This window comes from Gilliamella sp. B3783, assembly GCF_026536125.1.
Lineage (GTDB): Bacteria > Pseudomonadota > Gammaproteobacteria > Enterobacterales > Orbaceae > Gilliamella.
In genome coordinates this window covers 383,787-401,531 of record NZ_JAFNOU010000001.1, presented here as the reverse complement: position 1 = coordinate 401,531, position 17,745 = coordinate 383,787, and the positions used below count along the sequence as shown (strand labels likewise).

Genomic DNA, 17,745 nt, shown 5'->3' with positions numbered 1-17,745 from the left:
AAATCTTATTAACCTGTATAAAATATATAACATTTACTTATAAGAAGAATAAAGAGTTCGCCATGCTGAAATATCAAGATGTTGCTGAAAAAATTAAGCAAACTATCTATCAACAAAAAATGCCTAAAGATACCCAGTTACCTAATATTGAAGGATTAATAAATCAATATCAGGTTAGCCGGACTACGATTATAAAAGCCCTTAATCGTTTAGAGCGTCATGGTGTTATTTACCAGATTCAAGGTAGCGGTATTTTTGTTCGTCAACCTAAAAAGAGTGGTTATCTTAACTTTCTAGAAAGCCATGGCTTTAGTGTTGATTTAAATGATCTACCCGGATCGTCCGAAGTGTTTAATGTTGATATCATTAAGCCCAACCAGAAAGTTAAAGAAAATCTGCAATGCAGTGATGACGAAGACGTATACTTTATTAAACGTTTACGTTATGTCGATGGTGAAGTCTATGGCTTTGAACAATCTTATTATCGCAAAAAATTAGTCTCTTATTTGAATAAACAAATAGCAGAGCATTCTATATTTAGTTATGTACAAGAGACGTGTAATATCAATATCGGATTTTCGGATAAATATTTTAACGCGATAAAATTAGAGCAAGATGTTGCAACCTATTTAGGGTTAAAAGCGGGTGATCCCGCGCTATGTGTTGAGGAGATCTTTTATACTTCGGCCGGTGAGCCTTTCGATTTTTCCCAGATCATTTATCATTATGATAATGCCAAATTTTATGTGCAAAGTCATTCGAAGTAATAGTTAAAAACCTTTCACCCTCATTTAGTCGATTAACTTATTTATTACTATTGTTTTATCACTGTTTAAGATAAAAAAAGCGCTTTAAAAGCGCTTGATTGAATCTATTTTTAAACAACATCAGCCAGTAATTACCTTATACCATATTCCGCGCGATAAGCCTCGACCTGTTTAACTTGGTCTTGGCGGGCAGGATCTTTATATAAATATTGAATCAAGTCATCTAGTGTGATGATTGAAATGACATCACATTGATAAGTTTGTTTAATCTCCTGAATAGCTGAAAGGTCACCGCGGCCTTTTTCTTGACGATCCAAGCAGATAAGCACACCCGCTAATTTAGATTTGTTGTCTTCAAGTATTCGCATTGATTCACGAATGGCTGTACCGGCTGTAATTACATCGTCAACTAACATAACTCGTTGTTGATAAATAGAACTTCCTACTAAATTACCGCCTTCACCATGATCTTTCGCCTCTTTGCGATTAAAACAGTAAGGCACATCAACATTATGGTGTTCTGAAAGTGCAACAACCGTTGATGAGACGATAGGAATACCTTTATAGGCTGGACCAAAAATGACATCATATTGTAAATTAGCATCGGTTAATGCTGCTGCATAAAAACGACCTAATAAAGCGAGATCTTTGCCAGTGTTAAACAGTCCTGCATTAAAAAAATAGGGGCTTTTACGACCCGATTTTAAGGTGAATTCACCAAATTTTAATGCTTGCCTTTCTAAAGCAAATTCTATAAATTCACTTTTATATGATTTCATCGATTATCTCCAATTAATCTTTTAAGGCCTGCTTTTGTGCTTCAATAATAGCGGCAATGCCGTTTTTAGCTAGATCTAATAATTTCAATAATTCATCGTGGCTGAACGGTTCGCCTTCGGCCGTGCCTTGTACTTCAATTATTCGACCATCGTCGGTCATGACCACGTTCATATCGGTTTCTGCGTTAGAATCCTCAATGTATTCCAAATCACATAATGCTTCGCCTTCAACAATACCAACAGATACCGCAGCGACTAAAGATTTGATTGGGTTTTGTTTAATTTGTCCTTTAACCAACATTTGGTTGATGGCATCATTAAGCGCGACACAAGCACCAGTTATAGACGCCGTTCTGGTGCCACCGTCAGCTTGAATGACATCGCAATCTAAAGTAATGGTATATTCACCGAGTAATTTAAGATCAATCATTGCTCGTAATGAACGCGCTATAAGGCGTTGAATTTCCATTGTACGGCCTGTTTGTTTACCTTTAGCTGCTTCGCGTTGATTTCGTGAATTGGTCGCGCGCGGTAACATACCATATTCGGCGGTAACCCAACCTTGATTTTGACCTTTTAAAAAGCGTGGAACACCTTCATCAACAGTGGCATTACAAAGTACCTTGGTTTCACCAAATTCAACCAATACAGAACCTTCTGCATGCTTAGTATAATGACGGGTTATTTTGATTGGGCGGACTTGTTCCGCAGATCGACCAGACGGGCGCATGCAATTCTCCAGCAGTTTAATTTAAAAAATTATCGTATTGAGCTAATCATTTAGGAGGACATCAACTGGATTACGTTGATGTTTAGCCTAAGCTAAGAGCATATTATACAGAATTTGTGATACAATGCCCAGCAAGTTTTTCAATTTTAGGGTGCAATTATGATTTCAAGTATGACGGCTTATGCAAGAAAAGAACTAAATCAACAATGGGGTAATGCTTCGTGGGAATTACGTTCAGTCAACCAACGATATTTAGAAACGTATATCCGTTTGCCAGAACAGTTTCGATCGTTAGAGCCTATTATTCGTGAACGCTTACGTAATCGTTTAACTCGAGGAAAAATTGAATGCAATTTGCGCTTTGAATTAGACCCTGCTGCACAAGGTCAAGAATTATTACTCAATAAAGAATTAGCAAAACAAATTTTAACTGCTGCTGATTGGATTAAAACGCAGCACCAAGCTGCTGAAGTCAATCCTATCGATGTGTTGCGTTGGCCTGGTGTGTTATCAGCAAAAGAGCAAAACCTTGACACGATTTCACAAGAGATTTTGGCCCTATTGGATATTACTATTGATGAATTTATCACCGTTCGTGAACGAGAAGGTCAAGCTCTTCGTGATTTAATTATTCAACGATTAGAAGGTATTACAGAACAAGTTAGTAACATTAAAAAGTGTATGCCTCAAATACTGGAATGGCAAAAAGAGAAACTGAAAAGTAAACTTGAAGAAGCGAATATAGAACTTGATAACTCTCGTCTTGAGCAGGAAATACTTATGCTTGCCCAACGTATTGATGTGGCAGAAGAGCTTGATCGTTTAACAACGCATGTGAAAGAAACCTATTCGATTTTAAAGAAAAACGAAGCAGTGGGTCGTAGATTGGACTTTATGATGCAAGAATTTAACCGTGAATCGAATACAATTGCCTCTAAATCAATCAATGCTGAGGTGACAGCAAGTGCTATTGAACTAAAAGTTCTCATTGAACAAATTAGAGAACAAGTACAAAACATTGAGTAAAAAACTAACTCACTTTAAGCCACAATGAATCGTTCATACGGTGTTATTGCCGTCATATTGGCATCAATCTTATGGGGTACAACAGGTACGGCAGCAACGTTAGCCCCATCACTCTCTCCTTTATTTATTGGTTCCTTTGCCATGGGGGTAGGGGGATTATTACAGTCTATTTTTGCTCTATCTAATATATTTAAAGAACGTAGGTTAATAGCAAATCACTTAGGTTTTTTACTGGTTGGAAGTATTGCTGTTTCCCTTTATCCGCTAGCATTTTACTCTTCTATGCGACTATCTGGTGTGACTGTTGGTACAGTAGTATCTATTGGAACGGCACCGATTCTTTCAGCAATAATTGAGTATCGTAGCAAGGATTTTCATATTACTAAACAATGGGTTATTGGCGCGGCTTTTGGCATTTTAGGCATTATGCTTCTTTGTTTTTCTGAAAATAGTGCGACATCAACGCAATATAGTCATTTGGCTATTGGTATTTTGCTTGGTTTAATTGCTGGATTCACTTATGCATTATACTCTTGGTCGGCTCGTCAAATGATGTTAAAAGGTATATCTAGCAAATCAGCGATGGGAACGACATTTGGATGCGGAGGTTTATTGTTAATTCCAGTTATGATTTTAGCAGGATCTCAGTTGTTTGATTCATTAATCAATATAACCATAAGCCTTTATATGGCATTGATTCCCATGTTTATCGGGTATTTGTGTTATGGTTATGGGCTGTCAACAATATCATCTAGCACAGCAACGACTATTACACTATTGGAGCCGGTTATTGCAGCTATTTTGGCCATGTTAATTGTCGGTGAGTATCTATCTTTTTTAGGTTGGTTGGGGGTGATATTTATTTTTATTTGCCTTGTTTTAGTTACGCTATCGACCTTAAGTAAAGCATCAGTTTAGACTCAAGATAATTAAATACATTGTTAGTAAATAGTAGTTGTCCTCCACCGATATATTTATAAAATTCATATTATCATTAAATTTTTCATAGCAAAGAGTTACCCTGAAATCAATGACCTATTTTTATTAAATAATTTTGATATTAGTCAAAATTATTAATGCTATCATTTGTTATTAGACAATAATTTTGACAATATTACCAAGTACAACAATAGAAAATAATATAAATTATTTAACCTATAAAGATGATAAGGAAAAAACATGAAAAAAATATTCACCACAAGCTTACTGTTTTTGTTTTTAGCGGGTATAGCCAATGCAGAAACCTCTTTAGAAGATATAGAAAAACTGCCTCGAGAAGAAATTATTAAACTTGCTAATGAAAAAAATGATGCTAAAGCACAATACTCTTTAGCACAAGATTATCAAGACGGTATAAATGTTGAGAAAGATCAAGCTAAAGCGAGAGAATTATACGAAAAATCAGCGGCACAAGGTTATGCACCGGCACAGTCTAATTTAGGTGTTTTTTATGAAAATGGTATTGCTGGTGAACAAAGTTATGAAAAAGCTAAACAGTTATATGAAAAATCAGCAGCGCAAAATGATCAGCATGGTCAATACAATTTAGCAACCTTGTATCAAAATGGTCGTGGTGTATCGCAAAATTTTGCAAAAGCCCAAGAGCTTTTTGAAAAATCTGCAGAACAAGGTTTTGTTAATGCACAATATCAATATGGTCAAATGTATTTGTTAGGCGAAGGTGTCAAAAAAGATTACAATAAAGCAAGAGTTTGGATGGAAAAAGCTGCACAGCAAGGAAAACCAGAAGCACAATTTAACTTAGGTGTGATGTATCAAAACGGTATGGGTGGTTTACCAAAAGATGACGACAAAGCATCAGAATGGTTTGAAAAAGCTTGTGAAAATGGTGTTAATCATCCAATTTGTAAATAATAAACAAAATTTAACTCACTACACGGAGGCAGTCGCCTCCTAAATAATTACGACAACCCCAGTATTGTTTTCATATTTTGCCACTATCGTCCATTTTAAGCATAAACGTAATTTAATAAACTTAATTAAAATTAATTGGTAATCATTATTTATATTGCTAGAATAAAATGTAAATACGATAATCTAAATAATATAACTATCTCGTAGTTAAGGAATAAGAAGTGAAAAAATTATACACAATTATTTTATTTTTTTTATTTTTAACTAATGCAGTAAGTGCACAAGATATCAAAAATTTAAGCATCAACGATTTGTCTAACTTAGCATCAGAACAAAACGATCCTGAAGCACAATTTTATTTAGGTGTTATGTATGAACAGGGTAAAGGTGTTGAACAGGACTATGAAAAAGCTAAGCAATGGTATGAAAAAGCGGCATCGCAAGGTATTGTTGAGGCTCAATTCAATTTAGGACAAATTTACTACACAGGTATGGGAAGTGCTCCAGATTATGTTCAATCTAAAAACTGGTTTGAGAAAGCCGCATCACAAGGTGATGTTGATGCGCAATTTAATTTGGGCATGATGTACGAGAATGGTAGAGGTGTTGAACAAGATTTTACTCAAGCAAAAACATGGTACGAAAAAGCAGCTGCACAAGGTTTTGTCGATGCTCAATTCAATTTAGGCATTATGTATGACACTGGAGAGGGAATAGAGCAAAATTATACCAAAGCAAAAGAGTGGTTTGAAAAGGCAGCACTTCAAGGTGATGCTGAAGCACAAACTAATTTAGCGTGGATATATTATGAAGGCAAAGGCGTTGAAAAAGATTTAAAATTGGCGAAAGAGTGGTTTGAAAGAGCCGCAGCTCAAGATCAACCCGAAGCTCAGTATAATTTAGGTATCATGTATGAAGATGGAAATGCGGTAAAAAGAGATCCAGAACAAGCCCAAAAATGGTACAAAAAAGCATGTGAAAATGGACTGGATAGTGAAATTTGTAAATAAGCTATCAATCCAAAGAACATTTGGTCTAAAGTAAATCTATTTTAATTGAAAAATCGATTACACGGTTTTGTCATCAAATCCATGTTTAATAAAATCTTTCCTGATGCAGAAATACATCTTTAGATTCCTAATTTTCTCTATATCGTTTATGCTTATCATAATAAAACAATTTAAACTGTTCGGTATAAACTTGTTTTCTGAGGTAATAATAATCAAGGAACAAAATAAGAAATGAAGAAATATCTACTAATATTATTACTCATGTCAATAAATTTGGTTCATGCCAATGAGCAAGAAAATTTAAAATTAGATGAGTTGTTACAGTTGGCTTATGAACAACAAGTTCCAAGTGCACAATATGAGTTAGCGGTTCGATATCAAGAAGGCAATGGTGTTGAAAAAAACTATCTAAAGGCTAAAGAATTATTTGAAAAGTTAACTTCGCAAACCAACAATGATGTTAAATTTAGAGTTGGTTTTTTGTATTTTATCGGTGATGAAGGATTAGAAAAAAATTACGCTAAAGCTAAAGAATGGTTTGAAAAAGCAGCCGCTGAAGGTGATAGTAATGCTCAATTTTATTTGGGCGTTTTATATCAACATGGATATGGTGTAATAAAAGATTATAGATTAGCAAGAAAGTGGTTTGCCAGTGCTGCTAATAAAGGTCACAGTGATGCTCAAGCTAATTTAGGGCAGTTTGCACTTTATGGTATAGGGCAGATGCAATATATTGATGGTGCCAAATATTGGCTAAACATTGCCGCTCTGCAAAATCATCCCAAAGCTCAATACTACTTAGGCATAATAAACTATGCAAAAGCACAAGAAGATGCAAACTATTATATTGACGCTAAAAATTGGTTCGAAAAATCTGCTAAGCAGGGCTATGCTTATGCACAATATAAATTAGGTCAGCTATATCTACGTGGTGAAGGGGTAAAGCAAGACGAAAACATTGCTAATCAGTGGTTTGAGGCTGCACGTCAACAAGGTTTATCTCAAGCAGAATTTAACAAAATAGATAACAATGAAGATGTTGACGACCTTAGTCAGGATTATAGTAAAGTTCAGCAATGGTATGAAAAAAGATCATTACAAGGCGATATCAATGCAATGGTATCTTTAGCTTTTAGTTATACCAATCAAGAACCATATGGTGTTGATGTCAATTTTTCCAAAGCCAAACAATGGTTCGAAAAAGCCGCAGAACAAGGCGATCTTGATGGTGAATACGAAACAGGTATCTACTATTATTATGGTATTGGTTCAGAACAAGATTATGTACAAGCTAAGCAATGGTTAGAAAAATCAGCTAAACGAAATGATAAATTGTCGCAATACTTTTTAGCTATGCTGTATAAAAATGGCAATGGTGTAAAACAAGATTTTGTCAAAGCTAAAGAGTTGTTTGAGAAAAGTGCAGCACTTCCTGACTCAAGACCGCAAGAGCAATTAGGATTACTTTATTTAAATGGCGATGGGGTAAAACAAGATTATGTAAAAGCCAAAGAGTTTTTTGAAAAAGCGGCAACAAAAATTAGTGATCATGCTGAATTTAATTTAGGTCTAATGTATCAAAATGGTAAAGGTGTTAAACAAGACTATGTCAAAGCTAATGAGTGGTTCGAAAAAGCCGCTTCACGAGGCAACTCTAATTATCAGTTTTATCTAGGTGAAATATATAAAAAGGGACAAGGTACTGAAATTAATTTCACTAAAGCTCAACAATGGTATGAAAAAGCCGCTTTACAAGGTAATGTGAATGCACAATATGCTTTGGGCAAATTTTATCAATATGGTTATGGTGTTACGCAAGATATTATTAAAGCTAAGCAGTGGTATGAACAAGCGGCGCAGCAAGGGCATGATGATGCGCAGGTGCAATTAGCAAGTTTGTACTTAACAGCGAATGGTACCGATCAAGATTATGTAAAAGCTAAACAGTGGTTTGAAAGAGCTGCTTTAAAAAATAACATGGATGCACAACTAGCATTGGCTAATTTGTATGAAACAGGGCAAGGCGTTGCCCCCAATCCTGCTAAAGCTAAAGAGTGGCGAAAAAAAGCAACAAATAAATCCGAAACTGTAGATGATGTAACAAAAGAAACAACGCTATTATCGCATGAAGCTAAAATGTTAGCCTTGAATGAACAGTTAGCGCTACAAGGCGATGTAACCGCTCAGTTACAGTTAGCATTTTTATATGCAAAGAATAATAATGGAGTACAACAGAATAATAAGAAAGCTAAAGAATGGTTTGAAAAGGCGGCACTACAAGGTAATGCTGATGCTCAATATAATATCGGAAAATTTTATCTTGAAGGTATTGGTGTTGAGCAAAATTCGACCATTGCTAAAGCGTGGTTCGAAAAAGCAGCATTACAAAATGATAGTCGTGCTCAACTGGCGTTAGGACTGATTTATGCCAAAGGTAAGGGGATCGAACAAGATTACACTGCTGCAAAACAATGGTTTGAAAAGGCTGCCGCACAAAATGATGCTAACGCAGCATTCAACTTGGGCTTAATATATGACAAGGGCTATGGTGTTGAACAAGATTATACTAAAGCCAAACAGTGGTACCAAAATGCTGCATTGATGGGGAGTGATGAGGCCCAATTTTATCTAGGTGAAATGTATCGAATGGGGCATGGCGTACCTCTAAAAAACTATACTGAAGCTAATTATTGGTACTGGAAATCCGCTGACCAAGGTAATGTTAAAGCATCATATATGGTGGCTTATTTCGATTTTTATGGTCTAGATAGTACCGAGTTTAATGGATATTCATTAGATTATTTTCTAAATGCCGCTTATCAAAATCAACCTCGCGCTAACAGCGCCTTGGGACAAATTTACTATTATGGCGTTGATGATAAGAGTGGCTATAATAATTATGTTATCAAGCCAGATTTTACTAAAGCAAAACAATTTTTTGAACAGAGTGCAGCACAAGGTTTTGCGCATTCCCAGTATTATTTAGGGGTAATGTATTTACATGGCTTAGGCGTCAAAAAAAATCCTAAATTAGCTAAGCAATGGTTACAAAACGCTTGCGAAAATGGCTTTCAACATCAAATTTGTCAATAATCAAATAGATGATGTGTATATTCAATAAAAAATAGTATTTAAATAAAATAACCTGTTAGCGCTTTTACCTGAGTAAGGGTTTAATCAAAGATAGTTGAAGCCACCATTGTTATGACCTAACAACGGGGATTTCAAGTAATGGAGTTTAGAAATAAAAGATGAATAAAAATGTAACTGCTTTACTCTTATTTTTATTGTCTGTGAGTTCAGCCAACGCTAATGAATTAAAAAAATTAAGTAATGATGAACTTTTGCAAATGACAGCTGAAAGTTTACCAGAAAAACCGCAATATGATTTTGGCATTCAATATCAATATGTTGATGGTAATGAGCTACAAGATAGTATTAAATTAAAACAATGGCTTGACGCTGCTGCTTTACAAGGTGATGCTGGTGCAGAATTTGATTTAGCCACATTGTACCAAAATAGCATTGGTATTGAACACAATAGTCACTTAGCTAAGCAATGGTATGAAAAATCAGCACAACAAGGAAATGCTGATGCTCAATATGCTTTAGGCTGTTATTACTTTTATGGGTATGCTGGTGAACAAGATTATGCTAAAGCAAAAGTGTGGTATGAAAAAGCGGCTCTACAAGGTGATGTACGTGCACAATTGCAATTAGGTTTAATGTTTACAAATGGGTATGGTGTTGAAAAAGATTATCAGCAAGCAAAAAGTTGGTTTGATAAGTCAGTTGCACAAAACGATAATCGCGCTAAAGTAATGTTAGGTCTAATGTATTTAAATGGTAACGGCGTTGAGAAAAATTATAATGATGCAAAATCATGGATTATAGACAGCGCCAAATTAAACATTGAAAATGACCTTGCTCTTATGTATATAAATAATGATGGCAGCCAACCAGATTATGTTCAAGCGATAAAACTATTTGAAGATGCTGCAAAAACTGATGTTCATGCAAAATATTACTTAGGATTAATGTTTATTCAAGGTGTTTTTGTTGAGCCAAACTATGTCAAGTCAACACAATACTTTATTCAAGCATGTGATGACCCTGATGTTGGTGATATTCCAATTTGTTTTTGATCTTTAACCTTAAAACTGGTCATAATTTATATCGATTAAAAAAGTAATGAATTTATTTTTTTATACTAACTATTGGTGACATCGACTCTTTATCGATTTGAAATACCAAAATAGTACCGTAAATGCAACGCCAGTTGATAAAAGATCTGCTGTTGGTGATGAGGCCCAAACTCCATCTAATCCAAAGCATAACGGTAATAGGTATAGTGTTGGCAATAAGATCAAAATTTGTCGGGAAAGACTTAATAAAATGGATATTTTTGCCATACCAATACACTGAAAAAAGCTTGTGGTAACCATTTGAAAACCGACAAAAGCAAACGATAAAGTCGTGTATCGTAAAGCTATCGCCGATATGTGCACTAAATCCTCATCAGAACTAAATGCGCGCACTAACACATCTGGAACAAAAAATCCTAAAATAAAGCCAATGCTAGTAATGACTGTTGCAACTTTGACCCCATAGAAGAAAGTGGCTTTAACTCGTAGATAGTCTTTCGAACCATAGTTATAGCCAATAATCGGTTGCATTCCTTGATTGATACCAATAACAATCATAATAATCAATGTAATTAATCGATTAGCATTGGAATAACCTGCAATTGCATCATCACTTGAAACGTTTGACAAAGGAGCATAATGGGTAAGTTGCCAATTAATAAACACAACCACAATAGAGGCGGCGACTTGCATCGCAAAAGGTGACATACCAATTGATAAAATTGATTTAATATATATCCAATTAAGTCTAAAGTTACATCGATACAGTTTGATATTACTATTTTTACTGATAAAGTGCTGCATCACAAATAAAAAGCTAATGAACATCGATAAAGTAGTTGCAAAAGCTGCACCACGCATCCCCCAACCAAAGCCAATGATAAAAATAGGTGCTAAAATGATATTGGCAATGACACTAATAAACATGGTGACCATTGCTTTAAATGGGTAACCGCTTGCCCGCATCATGTTGTTATAATTAAATGTTAACGTAATAAATATGCTACCGGGCAAATATACTTGCAAAAACTCTTTAGCATATTGATGATTGGTTGGGCTGGAGCCGACAAAATGTAACACGGGATCAACAAAGTAGAGTAGTGATGCTAAAGTTATACCGCTTAAAACAGCCGTTAACATAAATGATGTGCCAGCAATTTTTTCGGCTTTATCCGTTTCTCCACGACCTAAAAAAATCGATATGCGACTGGCTGACCCAATACCTACAAGCATACCGATACCCGCGGTCAGGTTCATTACAGGTAAAATAATACCAGCTCCACTCAGTGCCTCACGACCAATCCAGTGACCAATAAATATCCCATCAATAATGTTATACAGTGTATTGACAATAGTACCAATTACCGCCGGTAAAGCATACTGCCAAAATAACCAACTAATTTTTTTATTTTTGAAATCATTGTAAACATCTTGAGAGTGAGTCATCGATTCTATTTTCCCACAGTTAAATGTTGTAAAAAATATTAAAAAAGCGCGATATTTGCGTTTGAAATAATTTAAATTGCATGACTAAAGGGGTATTAAAAGCGTAATGACTGATCTCAATACCAACTAATTTAAATTTATTTAGTCTAACACGTTATAACAAACGTTTAATAATTCTATCAACACGAATGCGACTTAAGCGTTTAATCAATTTATGTACCTGTTTTGGATAAAATTGACTAGCTTGAATTTGTTGGAAATGAGTAACCAACGTCGTTTTTTGACGAATGGTATCGAGTTCCTGCTTAATTTGTTTTTGTAACTCTTGTTTAGGGTCATGAACTAAAATGCCATTTTCCAGATCTAAACGCCAAGCACGCGGATTAAGATTATTGCCTGTAATAAGCATCCATTGATTGTCTACCCAAACACCTTTAAGGTGATAAGTTTGATCTTCATCTTTCCACAAACGAATAATTAATTGTTGTTTATCAATATAAGGTTGTAAGCGTTCAATAAAGTTTCTTAAATTGATTTCGTATAAATAAGGTAATCCACCCGAAATATTAAAAGGTTTATCTGGCGGAATATAAAAATCATTTGCTTCTTTATCGCCAATAATAATTTCCACTTGTCTCCCTTTTCTAAGTAATCGAATAATATCGCGAACCAAGATATTGGGTAAATTGAAATAAGGGGTACAAAATATAACGTTATGTTGTGTTGTATTAATCAGATGATGAATAATTTTATTTAAACTATTATTGCGCCCAAGTCCTGCAATAGGCGAGACGGTTAATTCATTGTTACTTGCATAACTTTCATATTGATAATTTGCTTCACTAAGGTGTTGGCGTAATGTTTTTATTTCAGCTTTAATTTGTTTACGGGTTTTATGGTGTTCTACATCTAAACGCTGTAATCCCTCAAAAGGTAAAAAATTATCATTGACATATTTTATCATGCAATCAGCTAGCGTTTTATTTGTGATAAAATGGTATCTATCATACCGATATTTATTGAACTTATGTAAATAGACATTATTGATACTTGCCCCGCTATATATGACTGTATCATCAATAATTAACCCTTTAAGATGTAACACACCAAGTACTTCTCGACGGTTAATGGGTACACCATAAACTGGAATGTCAATATCGGGATGCTGCTGCTTCATCTGATTATAATAACGAGCATTGGTTTGGTTTTTATCTTCTCCAAACCGTCCGCGTTGTGCTCGATGCCAGTCGACAAAAATTTTAATGTCTAAATTTGGTTTTTGTTTTTTTGCCTGATAAAGTGCATTTAAGATTTCTTGTCCAGCTTCATCTTGCTCTAAATATAACGCTATTATGTAAATTCGGTGTTGTGCTTTATAAATACTGTCGAGCAAAGCAATTCTGTATGAATTTGGATCAAATAAAATGCGGTATTGACTAGCATCTTGAGGAATTTTTGCTAAATCATCAAGATGCTTTTGATGGTTATATCTAATAAAAGGTATTCTCATTATTTATATATTATTGTAACTGGACTATGTAGTAGCATAGCATAAAATACACCAGAAAATAATACTCCTTTTTACATTACATTAAGGGCATAAATCAAGTTTGTAACAAGCTTCGATTAATGACTATTCAACTTTATTGTTAAGCTTGTTCATCGACCCATGATTCAATAAGCTTATAAGTCAATGCTAACACAACTGGACCGATAAACAATCCCATAATACCAAAGGCGAGTATTCCTCCAATAACACCAAACAATATGAGCAAAAATGGTAAATCGGCGCCTTTTTTTATTAAATATGCACGCATTACACTATCAAGTGTGGTTAAAATAATCGCAACAAAAATTAATACAATCGCCGAAATGGTATTTCCATCCCAAAATTGCCAGATAATGCAGCCTATCATGACAATGACCGGACCAATTTGCGCCACACAGCAGATAAATAAAATGAGCGTCAAAATGCCAGGGAAAGGCATGTTAGTAAGCACAAAACTGATGCCACCAATTAGTGCTAACGTAATGGCGGTAACGACAACACCTAAAGCTACGGCTCTTATTGCTTGACCAGCTAAAGTAACGGTTGTTTTACCATAGTGTTTTGATAAACGATTAGCAAAAACATAGACGTATTTTGTAATACTTTCACCTTTAAGAAATAATAATAAACTAAAAATGATCATTACACCGGCATGGAAGATGAATATACTGATATTGGTCGCTTGTTCTAAAAGCCATCCAACCAAAATACCGATATATGGCTGGATATCAGAAATCAGCTCCGATCCATCTGTTTGAATGATTTCTAGCCACTTTTGGTGTAATTCATTTCCAAACATAGGTAGGCTGCTTAACCAATCTAATGTCGGTAATTCACGATGAGGTAGTGTTCTGGCCCATTCAATTAAATAATGGCCATTTTGTGCAACACTACTAATAATTAATATAAATGGTATAATACAAACGAAAGCCAAAATTAGTGCCATGACTAATAGTGATAACCAGCGTTTATTAAATAATTTTTGTTGGATTTTGATCATTAATGGCCAAGTGGCAATTACCACCATGACCGCCCAAAAAAAACCAAACAAAAAAGGTTCAACTACACGATAAGTAATAATGATTAGTAATCCTATTATTAATAGGTTTAGAATCAATTTAAGTAAATCGTACGTATTGTTTTCAGCTGGCATTTTTGTACCATATTATTTAGTCTAGAAAATGTTATTATACGCAATAAGATTCAAAAAGCATATGTTGTATGTTAACCATTATACTTTTTTCGGAGGTGTAAAAATGAAGAAAATAATGTTATTAATGATGATGAGTGTTGCATTAGCGGCGTGTTCGACATCACCAAAATCAGCTAAAGTTGTACAAAATGTAAATGATACAGCACCTTTCCCAGAAGCCATGCCTGGCTATACTCGCTATGCTATTCATCTTCCTGCATTAAAAGATGAAAATAGTGCCCGTGTCGAAGTATTAGTTGGTAAAGATATGAATGTTGATTGTAATGCGCATAGCCTTAGCGCGACTATTAAACAACAAGAATTAAAAGGTTGGGGATATTCATATTATGTGGTAGATAAAGCCAAAGATGGCATATCAACACTCATGGCTTGCCCAGAAAGTGCTAATAAAAATCAATTTGTAACTATCGGTAACAATATTGGAACGCTAAATTATAATAGCCGTTTACCAATCGTTTTTTATGTACCAAATGATTTAACTGTTAAATATCGTGTTTGGCAAGCAGATGCCAAAATTTTGCAAGCGACTGCCGAATAAAACAGCTAAATTAATTGTCAATTTATGATAAATAGTGGGTTGAGCGGTCAAAATATCGTCACTCAACCCCGAAACTTAGGATATTTGATATTTTAAGTAGACATCTCAAAAAAAAAAGGTATTTTATCCCTCGTAATGCAAGGTTAGCTCTACTCGTTCATTAAATTTATTAATGACTTGTGATTGCCTGATTACCTCGGTTTCGCCATACTTTTTAACGAAGTTATTGGTAAAATTTGGGGGTCCATTGAAGTTATCCAATGGGCTTGTGTCTAACATGTAATATCCCTAAACTAGAGGAGAAGTGGTGAGCATGTTTACTCAACGTAAAACAATTCTTTCAATCGTAGCTGGTGTTTCACTAGCGTTATCTCAATCAGCAATAGCTAAAGATCGAGTCGTCCATTTTTATAATTGGGCAGGACAAATCGGTTCACAAACTATCAGTGATTTTGAAAAATCAACAGGTATAAAACTGGTTTATGATGTTTATGATTCAAACGAAGCATTAGAAGGAAAACTCATGGCAGGGCATTCAGGTTTTGATGTCGTATCGCCTTCTGATAGCTTTTTAGCTAGACAAATTAAATCTGGAATTTATTTACCGCTAGATAAAAGTAAATTACCAAATTGGAAAAATCTAGATCCTAATTTAATGAAATTGATGGCTAACCACGATCCTGATAATACCTATGCCATTCCTTATGTTTGGATGACAACGGGTATTGGTTATAACATCGATAAGGTGAAAGAACGTTTAGGCGATAATGCACCTGTAGATAGCTGGGACTTAGTGTTTAAACCCGAAAATATGGAAAAACTCAAAGATTGTGGAGTCGCATTTTTAGATGCTCCGACCGAAATTTTTGCTAGTGCTCTTCAATATTTAGGTAAAGATCCAAATAGTACAGATGCTAAAGATTACACTGGTGCTGCTTACGAGTTGTTAGAAAAAGTGAGACCGAATATTCGTTACTTCCATTCCTCACAATATATTACAGATCTTGCTAACGGCGATATTTGCGTTATTTTAGGTTGGTCAGGCGATATTTTACAATCCCGAGATAGAGCAAACGAAGCGAAAAACGGCGTACATATTGGTTATCAAATTCCAAAAGAAGGGGCATTAGTCTTCTTTGATACTTTTGCTATTCCAAAAGATTCAGAAAATGTAGAAGAAGCACATGAGTTCTTAAACTTTGTCATGAAACCAGAAATTGCAGCGCAAGTAACCAACGATGTTAACTTTGCAAGTGCGAATAAAGCGGCTAATGATGAGTTTGTTAAACCAGAAGTGAAAAATGATCCAGCGGTTTATCCAAAACCAGAAGTAATGGAAAAATTATTCACTTTAAAAGTAAAAGAACCAAAACTTGAACGTGTTATTACCCGCACGTGGACAAAACTAAAAACTGGTAAATAACCGATATTTTTGGTACTACACTATTTACTAGTCTAATATAGACGGAGAGGTTAATTTGATCTTTCCGTCTCGTTTTTTATGGCTTGTTGTTATGAGGAAAAAAGAGTGAACAATAAAACAACAAATCAGGTACAGCCTAAAAAAAAGATGATAACTCCATTACTGGAGATCAAAAATTTAACGAAAGTTTTTAATGATGATTATTATGCGGTTGATGATGTCAACCTCACCATTTATACCGGTGAGATATTTGCCTTGTTAGGGGCATCGGGCAGTGGAAAATCAACATTATTGCGTATGCTTGCTGGTTTTGAACAACCTACATCCGGACAGATTATTTTAGATGGTAAGGACTTATCGCAAGTGCCTCCTTACAATCGCCCAATCAATATGATGTTTCAATCGTATGCTTTATTTCCTCACATGACGGTTGAGCAAAATATTGCTTTTGGCTTAAAACAAGACAAATTAAATGCGCACGAAATCAAACAACGCGTTGAAGAGATGTTAGCGCTTGTTCATATGGAACAATTTGGTAAACGTAAACCCCATCAGCTATCAGGTGGTCAAAGACAACGTGTAGCGTTGGCTCGCAGTCTAGCGAAAAGACCAAAATTATTATTACTTGATGAACCAATGGGTGCTTTGGATAAACAACTTCGTGATCGTATGCAACTTGAAGTAGTTAGCATTTTAGAACAAGTAGGTGCAACTTGTGTTATGGTTACGCACGATCAAGAAGAAGCAATGACGATGGCAGGACGAATTGCCATTATGAATAAAGGTCAATTTGTACAAATCGGTGAACCAGAAGAGATTTACGAACATCCAAACAGCCGTTACAGTGCTGAATTTATTGGATCAGTGAATATTTTCGATGGTATTTTGCAAGAAACATTAGAAGATGGTTTGATTCTTAACTGCCCAATGATCAAACACCCATTAAAAGTCGATTATGATTCACCAGCGGTTGAAGGGGTTCCTATTCAAGTTGCACTACGCCCAGAAAAAATTAAATTATGTGACGAAATTCCAGAACAAGGTTACAACGTAGCAAGTGGTGAGGTTGTTGAAATTGCCTATCTTGGTGATTTATCAATTTATCATGTCAAATTACCAAGTGGGCAAATTATTATTGCGCAGTTACAAAACGAACATCGTTATCGTAAAGGTATGCCAACATGGGGCGACATTGTCAATCTGAGTTGGGATATTGATAGTTGTGTTGTGCTTACCGAATAAAC

At 35.1% G+C, this 17,745-nt stretch carries 15 protein-coding genes; 10 read left to right on the top strand and 5 right to left on the bottom strand.

Annotated elements, in window-relative coordinates:
* The first annotated feature begins 62 nt into the window (after positions 1 to 62).
* Entirely contained in the window at positions 63 to 767 is a 705-nt protein-coding gene (locus J3U59_RS02040) for a GntR family transcriptional regulator (RefSeq protein WP_267332535.1), read from the top strand.
* A gap of 131 nt (positions 768 to 898) precedes the next feature.
* Here J3U59_RS02040 and pyrE read toward each other — a convergent pair whose 3' ends face one another.
* The gene (gene pyrE, locus J3U59_RS02035) at positions 899 to 1,546 is read right to left on the bottom strand and encodes an orotate phosphoribosyltransferase (RefSeq protein ID WP_267332536.1); all 648 of its coding nucleotides are present in this window, start codon (positions 1,544 to 1,546) and stop codon (positions 899 to 901) included.
* A 13-nt stretch (positions 1,547 to 1,559) separates the two neighbouring features.
* On the bottom strand, positions 1,560 to 2,276 hold the full coding sequence (gene rph / locus J3U59_RS02030; RefSeq protein WP_267332537.1) for a ribonuclease PH: 717 nt from the start codon (positions 2,274 to 2,276) through the stop codon (positions 1,560 to 1,562).
* Between the two features lie 159 nt (positions 2,277 to 2,435).
* On the opposite strand from rph, the gene J3U59_RS02025 reads away from it, so the two are divergent.
* The 6 genes from J3U59_RS02025 (at position 2,436) to J3U59_RS02000 (ending at position 10,332) form a co-directional block, all read left to right on the top strand.
* Complete coding sequence (locus J3U59_RS02025; protein ID WP_267332538.1) at positions 2,436 to 3,302, top strand: YicC/YloC family endoribonuclease; 867 nt, start codon at positions 2,436 to 2,438, stop codon at positions 3,300 to 3,302.
* A 24-nt stretch (positions 3,303 to 3,326) separates the two neighbouring features.
* Positions 3,327 to 4,220 (top strand): DMT family transporter, encoded by an 894-nt coding sequence (locus J3U59_RS02020; RefSeq protein WP_267332539.1) that lies wholly within the window; start codon positions 3,327 to 3,329, stop codon positions 4,218 to 4,220.
* A gap of 261 nt (positions 4,221 to 4,481) precedes the next feature.
* Entirely contained in the window at positions 4,482 to 5,177 is a 696-nt protein-coding gene (locus tag J3U59_RS02015; protein WP_267332540.1) for a tetratricopeptide repeat protein, read from the top strand.
* A 221-nt stretch (positions 5,178 to 5,398) separates the two neighbouring features.
* Positions 5,399 to 6,187: a tetratricopeptide repeat protein gene (locus J3U59_RS02010; RefSeq protein WP_267332541.1), complete on the top strand. Its 789-nt coding sequence runs from the start codon at positions 5,399 to 5,401 to the stop codon at positions 6,185 to 6,187.
* A 231-nt stretch (positions 6,188 to 6,418) separates the two neighbouring features.
* The gene (locus J3U59_RS02005; RefSeq protein WP_267332542.1) at positions 6,419 to 9,280 is read left to right on the top strand and encodes an SEL1-like repeat protein; all 2,862 of its coding nucleotides are present in this window, start codon (positions 6,419 to 6,421) and stop codon (positions 9,278 to 9,280) included.
* 158 nt (positions 9,281 to 9,438) lie between these two features.
* Positions 9,439 to 10,332: a tetratricopeptide repeat protein gene (locus J3U59_RS02000; RefSeq protein WP_267332543.1), complete on the top strand. Its 894-nt coding sequence runs from the start codon at positions 9,439 to 9,441 to the stop codon at positions 10,330 to 10,332.
* Positions 10,333 to 10,401: 69 nt separating this feature from the next.
* Here the strand turns inward: J3U59_RS02000 and J3U59_RS01995 are convergent, their stop codons facing one another.
* The 3 genes from J3U59_RS01995 to ydiK all read right to left on the bottom strand — a co-directional run bounded on the left by J3U59_RS01995 (position 10,402) and on the right by ydiK (position 14,480).
* Positions 10,402 to 11,778: an MATE family efflux transporter gene (locus tag J3U59_RS01995; RefSeq protein ID WP_267332544.1), complete on the bottom strand. Its 1,377-nt coding sequence runs from the start codon at positions 11,776 to 11,778 to the stop codon at positions 10,402 to 10,404.
* Between the two features lie 154 nt (positions 11,779 to 11,932).
* A complete protein-coding gene (pssA, locus tag J3U59_RS01990; RefSeq protein WP_267332545.1) occupies positions 11,933 to 13,288 on the bottom strand; it encodes a CDP-diacylglycerol--serine O-phosphatidyltransferase in 1,356 nt (451 codons plus the stop codon).
* Positions 13,289 to 13,427: 139 nt separating this feature from the next.
* Complete coding sequence (gene ydiK / locus J3U59_RS01985) at positions 13,428 to 14,480, bottom strand: AI-2E family transporter YdiK (RefSeq protein WP_267332546.1); 1,053 nt, start codon at positions 14,478 to 14,480, stop codon at positions 13,428 to 13,430.
* A 103-nt stretch (positions 14,481 to 14,583) separates the two neighbouring features.
* Between ydiK and eco the strand changes: the two genes are divergently transcribed.
* From eco to potG, 3 genes are all read left to right on the top strand, one after another.
* On the top strand, positions 14,584 to 15,078 hold the full coding sequence (eco, locus tag J3U59_RS01980; RefSeq protein WP_267332547.1) for a serine protease inhibitor ecotin: 495 nt from the start codon (positions 14,584 to 14,586) through the stop codon (positions 15,076 to 15,078).
* A gap of 313 nt (positions 15,079 to 15,391) precedes the next feature.
* On the top strand, positions 15,392 to 16,501 hold the full coding sequence (locus tag J3U59_RS01975) for an extracellular solute-binding protein (protein WP_065635108.1): 1,110 nt from the start codon (positions 15,392 to 15,394) through the stop codon (positions 16,499 to 16,501).
* A gap of 105 nt (positions 16,502 to 16,606) precedes the next feature.
* Positions 16,607 to 17,743, top strand: coding sequence for a putrescine ABC transporter ATP-binding subunit PotG (gene potG, locus J3U59_RS01970; protein ID WP_218056922.1), 1,137 nt, complete (start codon positions 16,607 to 16,609; stop codon positions 17,741 to 17,743).
* Positions 17,744 to 17,745: the final 2 nt, after the last annotated feature.

What these genes read in the sequence shown, in the direction of transcription:
- J3U59_RS02040 (WP_267332535.1), top strand. Translation starts at nt 63, where the DNA reads ATGCTGAAATATCAAGATGTTGCTGAAAAAATTAAGCAAACTATCTAT.
- pyrE (WP_267332536.1), bottom strand. Translation starts at nt 1,546, where the DNA reads ATGAAATCATATAAAAGTGAATTTATAGAATTTGCTTTAGAAAGGCAA.
- rph (WP_267332537.1), bottom strand. Translation starts at nt 2,276, where the DNA reads ATGCGCCCGTCTGGTCGATCTGCGGAACAAGTCCGCCCAATCAAAATA.
- J3U59_RS02025 (WP_267332538.1), top strand. Translation starts at nt 2,436, where the DNA reads ATGATTTCAAGTATGACGGCTTATGCAAGAAAAGAACTAAATCAACAA.
- J3U59_RS02020 (WP_267332539.1), top strand. Translation starts at nt 3,327, where the DNA reads ATGAATCGTTCATACGGTGTTATTGCCGTCATATTGGCATCAATCTTA.
- J3U59_RS02015 (WP_267332540.1), top strand. Translation starts at nt 4,482, where the DNA reads ATGAAAAAAATATTCACCACAAGCTTACTGTTTTTGTTTTTAGCGGGT.
- J3U59_RS02005 (WP_267332542.1), top strand. Translation starts at nt 6,419, where the DNA reads ATGAAGAAATATCTACTAATATTATTACTCATGTCAATAAATTTGGTT.
- J3U59_RS02000 (WP_267332543.1), top strand. Translation starts at nt 9,439, where the DNA reads ATGAATAAAAATGTAACTGCTTTACTCTTATTTTTATTGTCTGTGAGT.
- J3U59_RS01995 (WP_267332544.1), bottom strand. Translation starts at nt 11,778, where the DNA reads ATGACTCACTCTCAAGATGTTTACAATGATTTCAAAAATAAAAAAATT.
- pssA (WP_267332545.1), bottom strand. Translation starts at nt 13,288, where the DNA reads ATGAGAATACCTTTTATTAGATATAACCATCAAAAGCATCTTGATGAT.
- ydiK (WP_267332546.1), bottom strand. Translation starts at nt 14,480, where the DNA reads ATGCCAGCTGAAAACAATACGTACGATTTACTTAAATTGATTCTAAAC.
- eco (WP_267332547.1), top strand. Translation starts at nt 14,584, where the DNA reads ATGAAGAAAATAATGTTATTAATGATGATGAGTGTTGCATTAGCGGCG.
- J3U59_RS01975 (WP_065635108.1), top strand. Translation starts at nt 15,392, where the DNA reads ATGTTTACTCAACGTAAAACAATTCTTTCAATCGTAGCTGGTGTTTCA.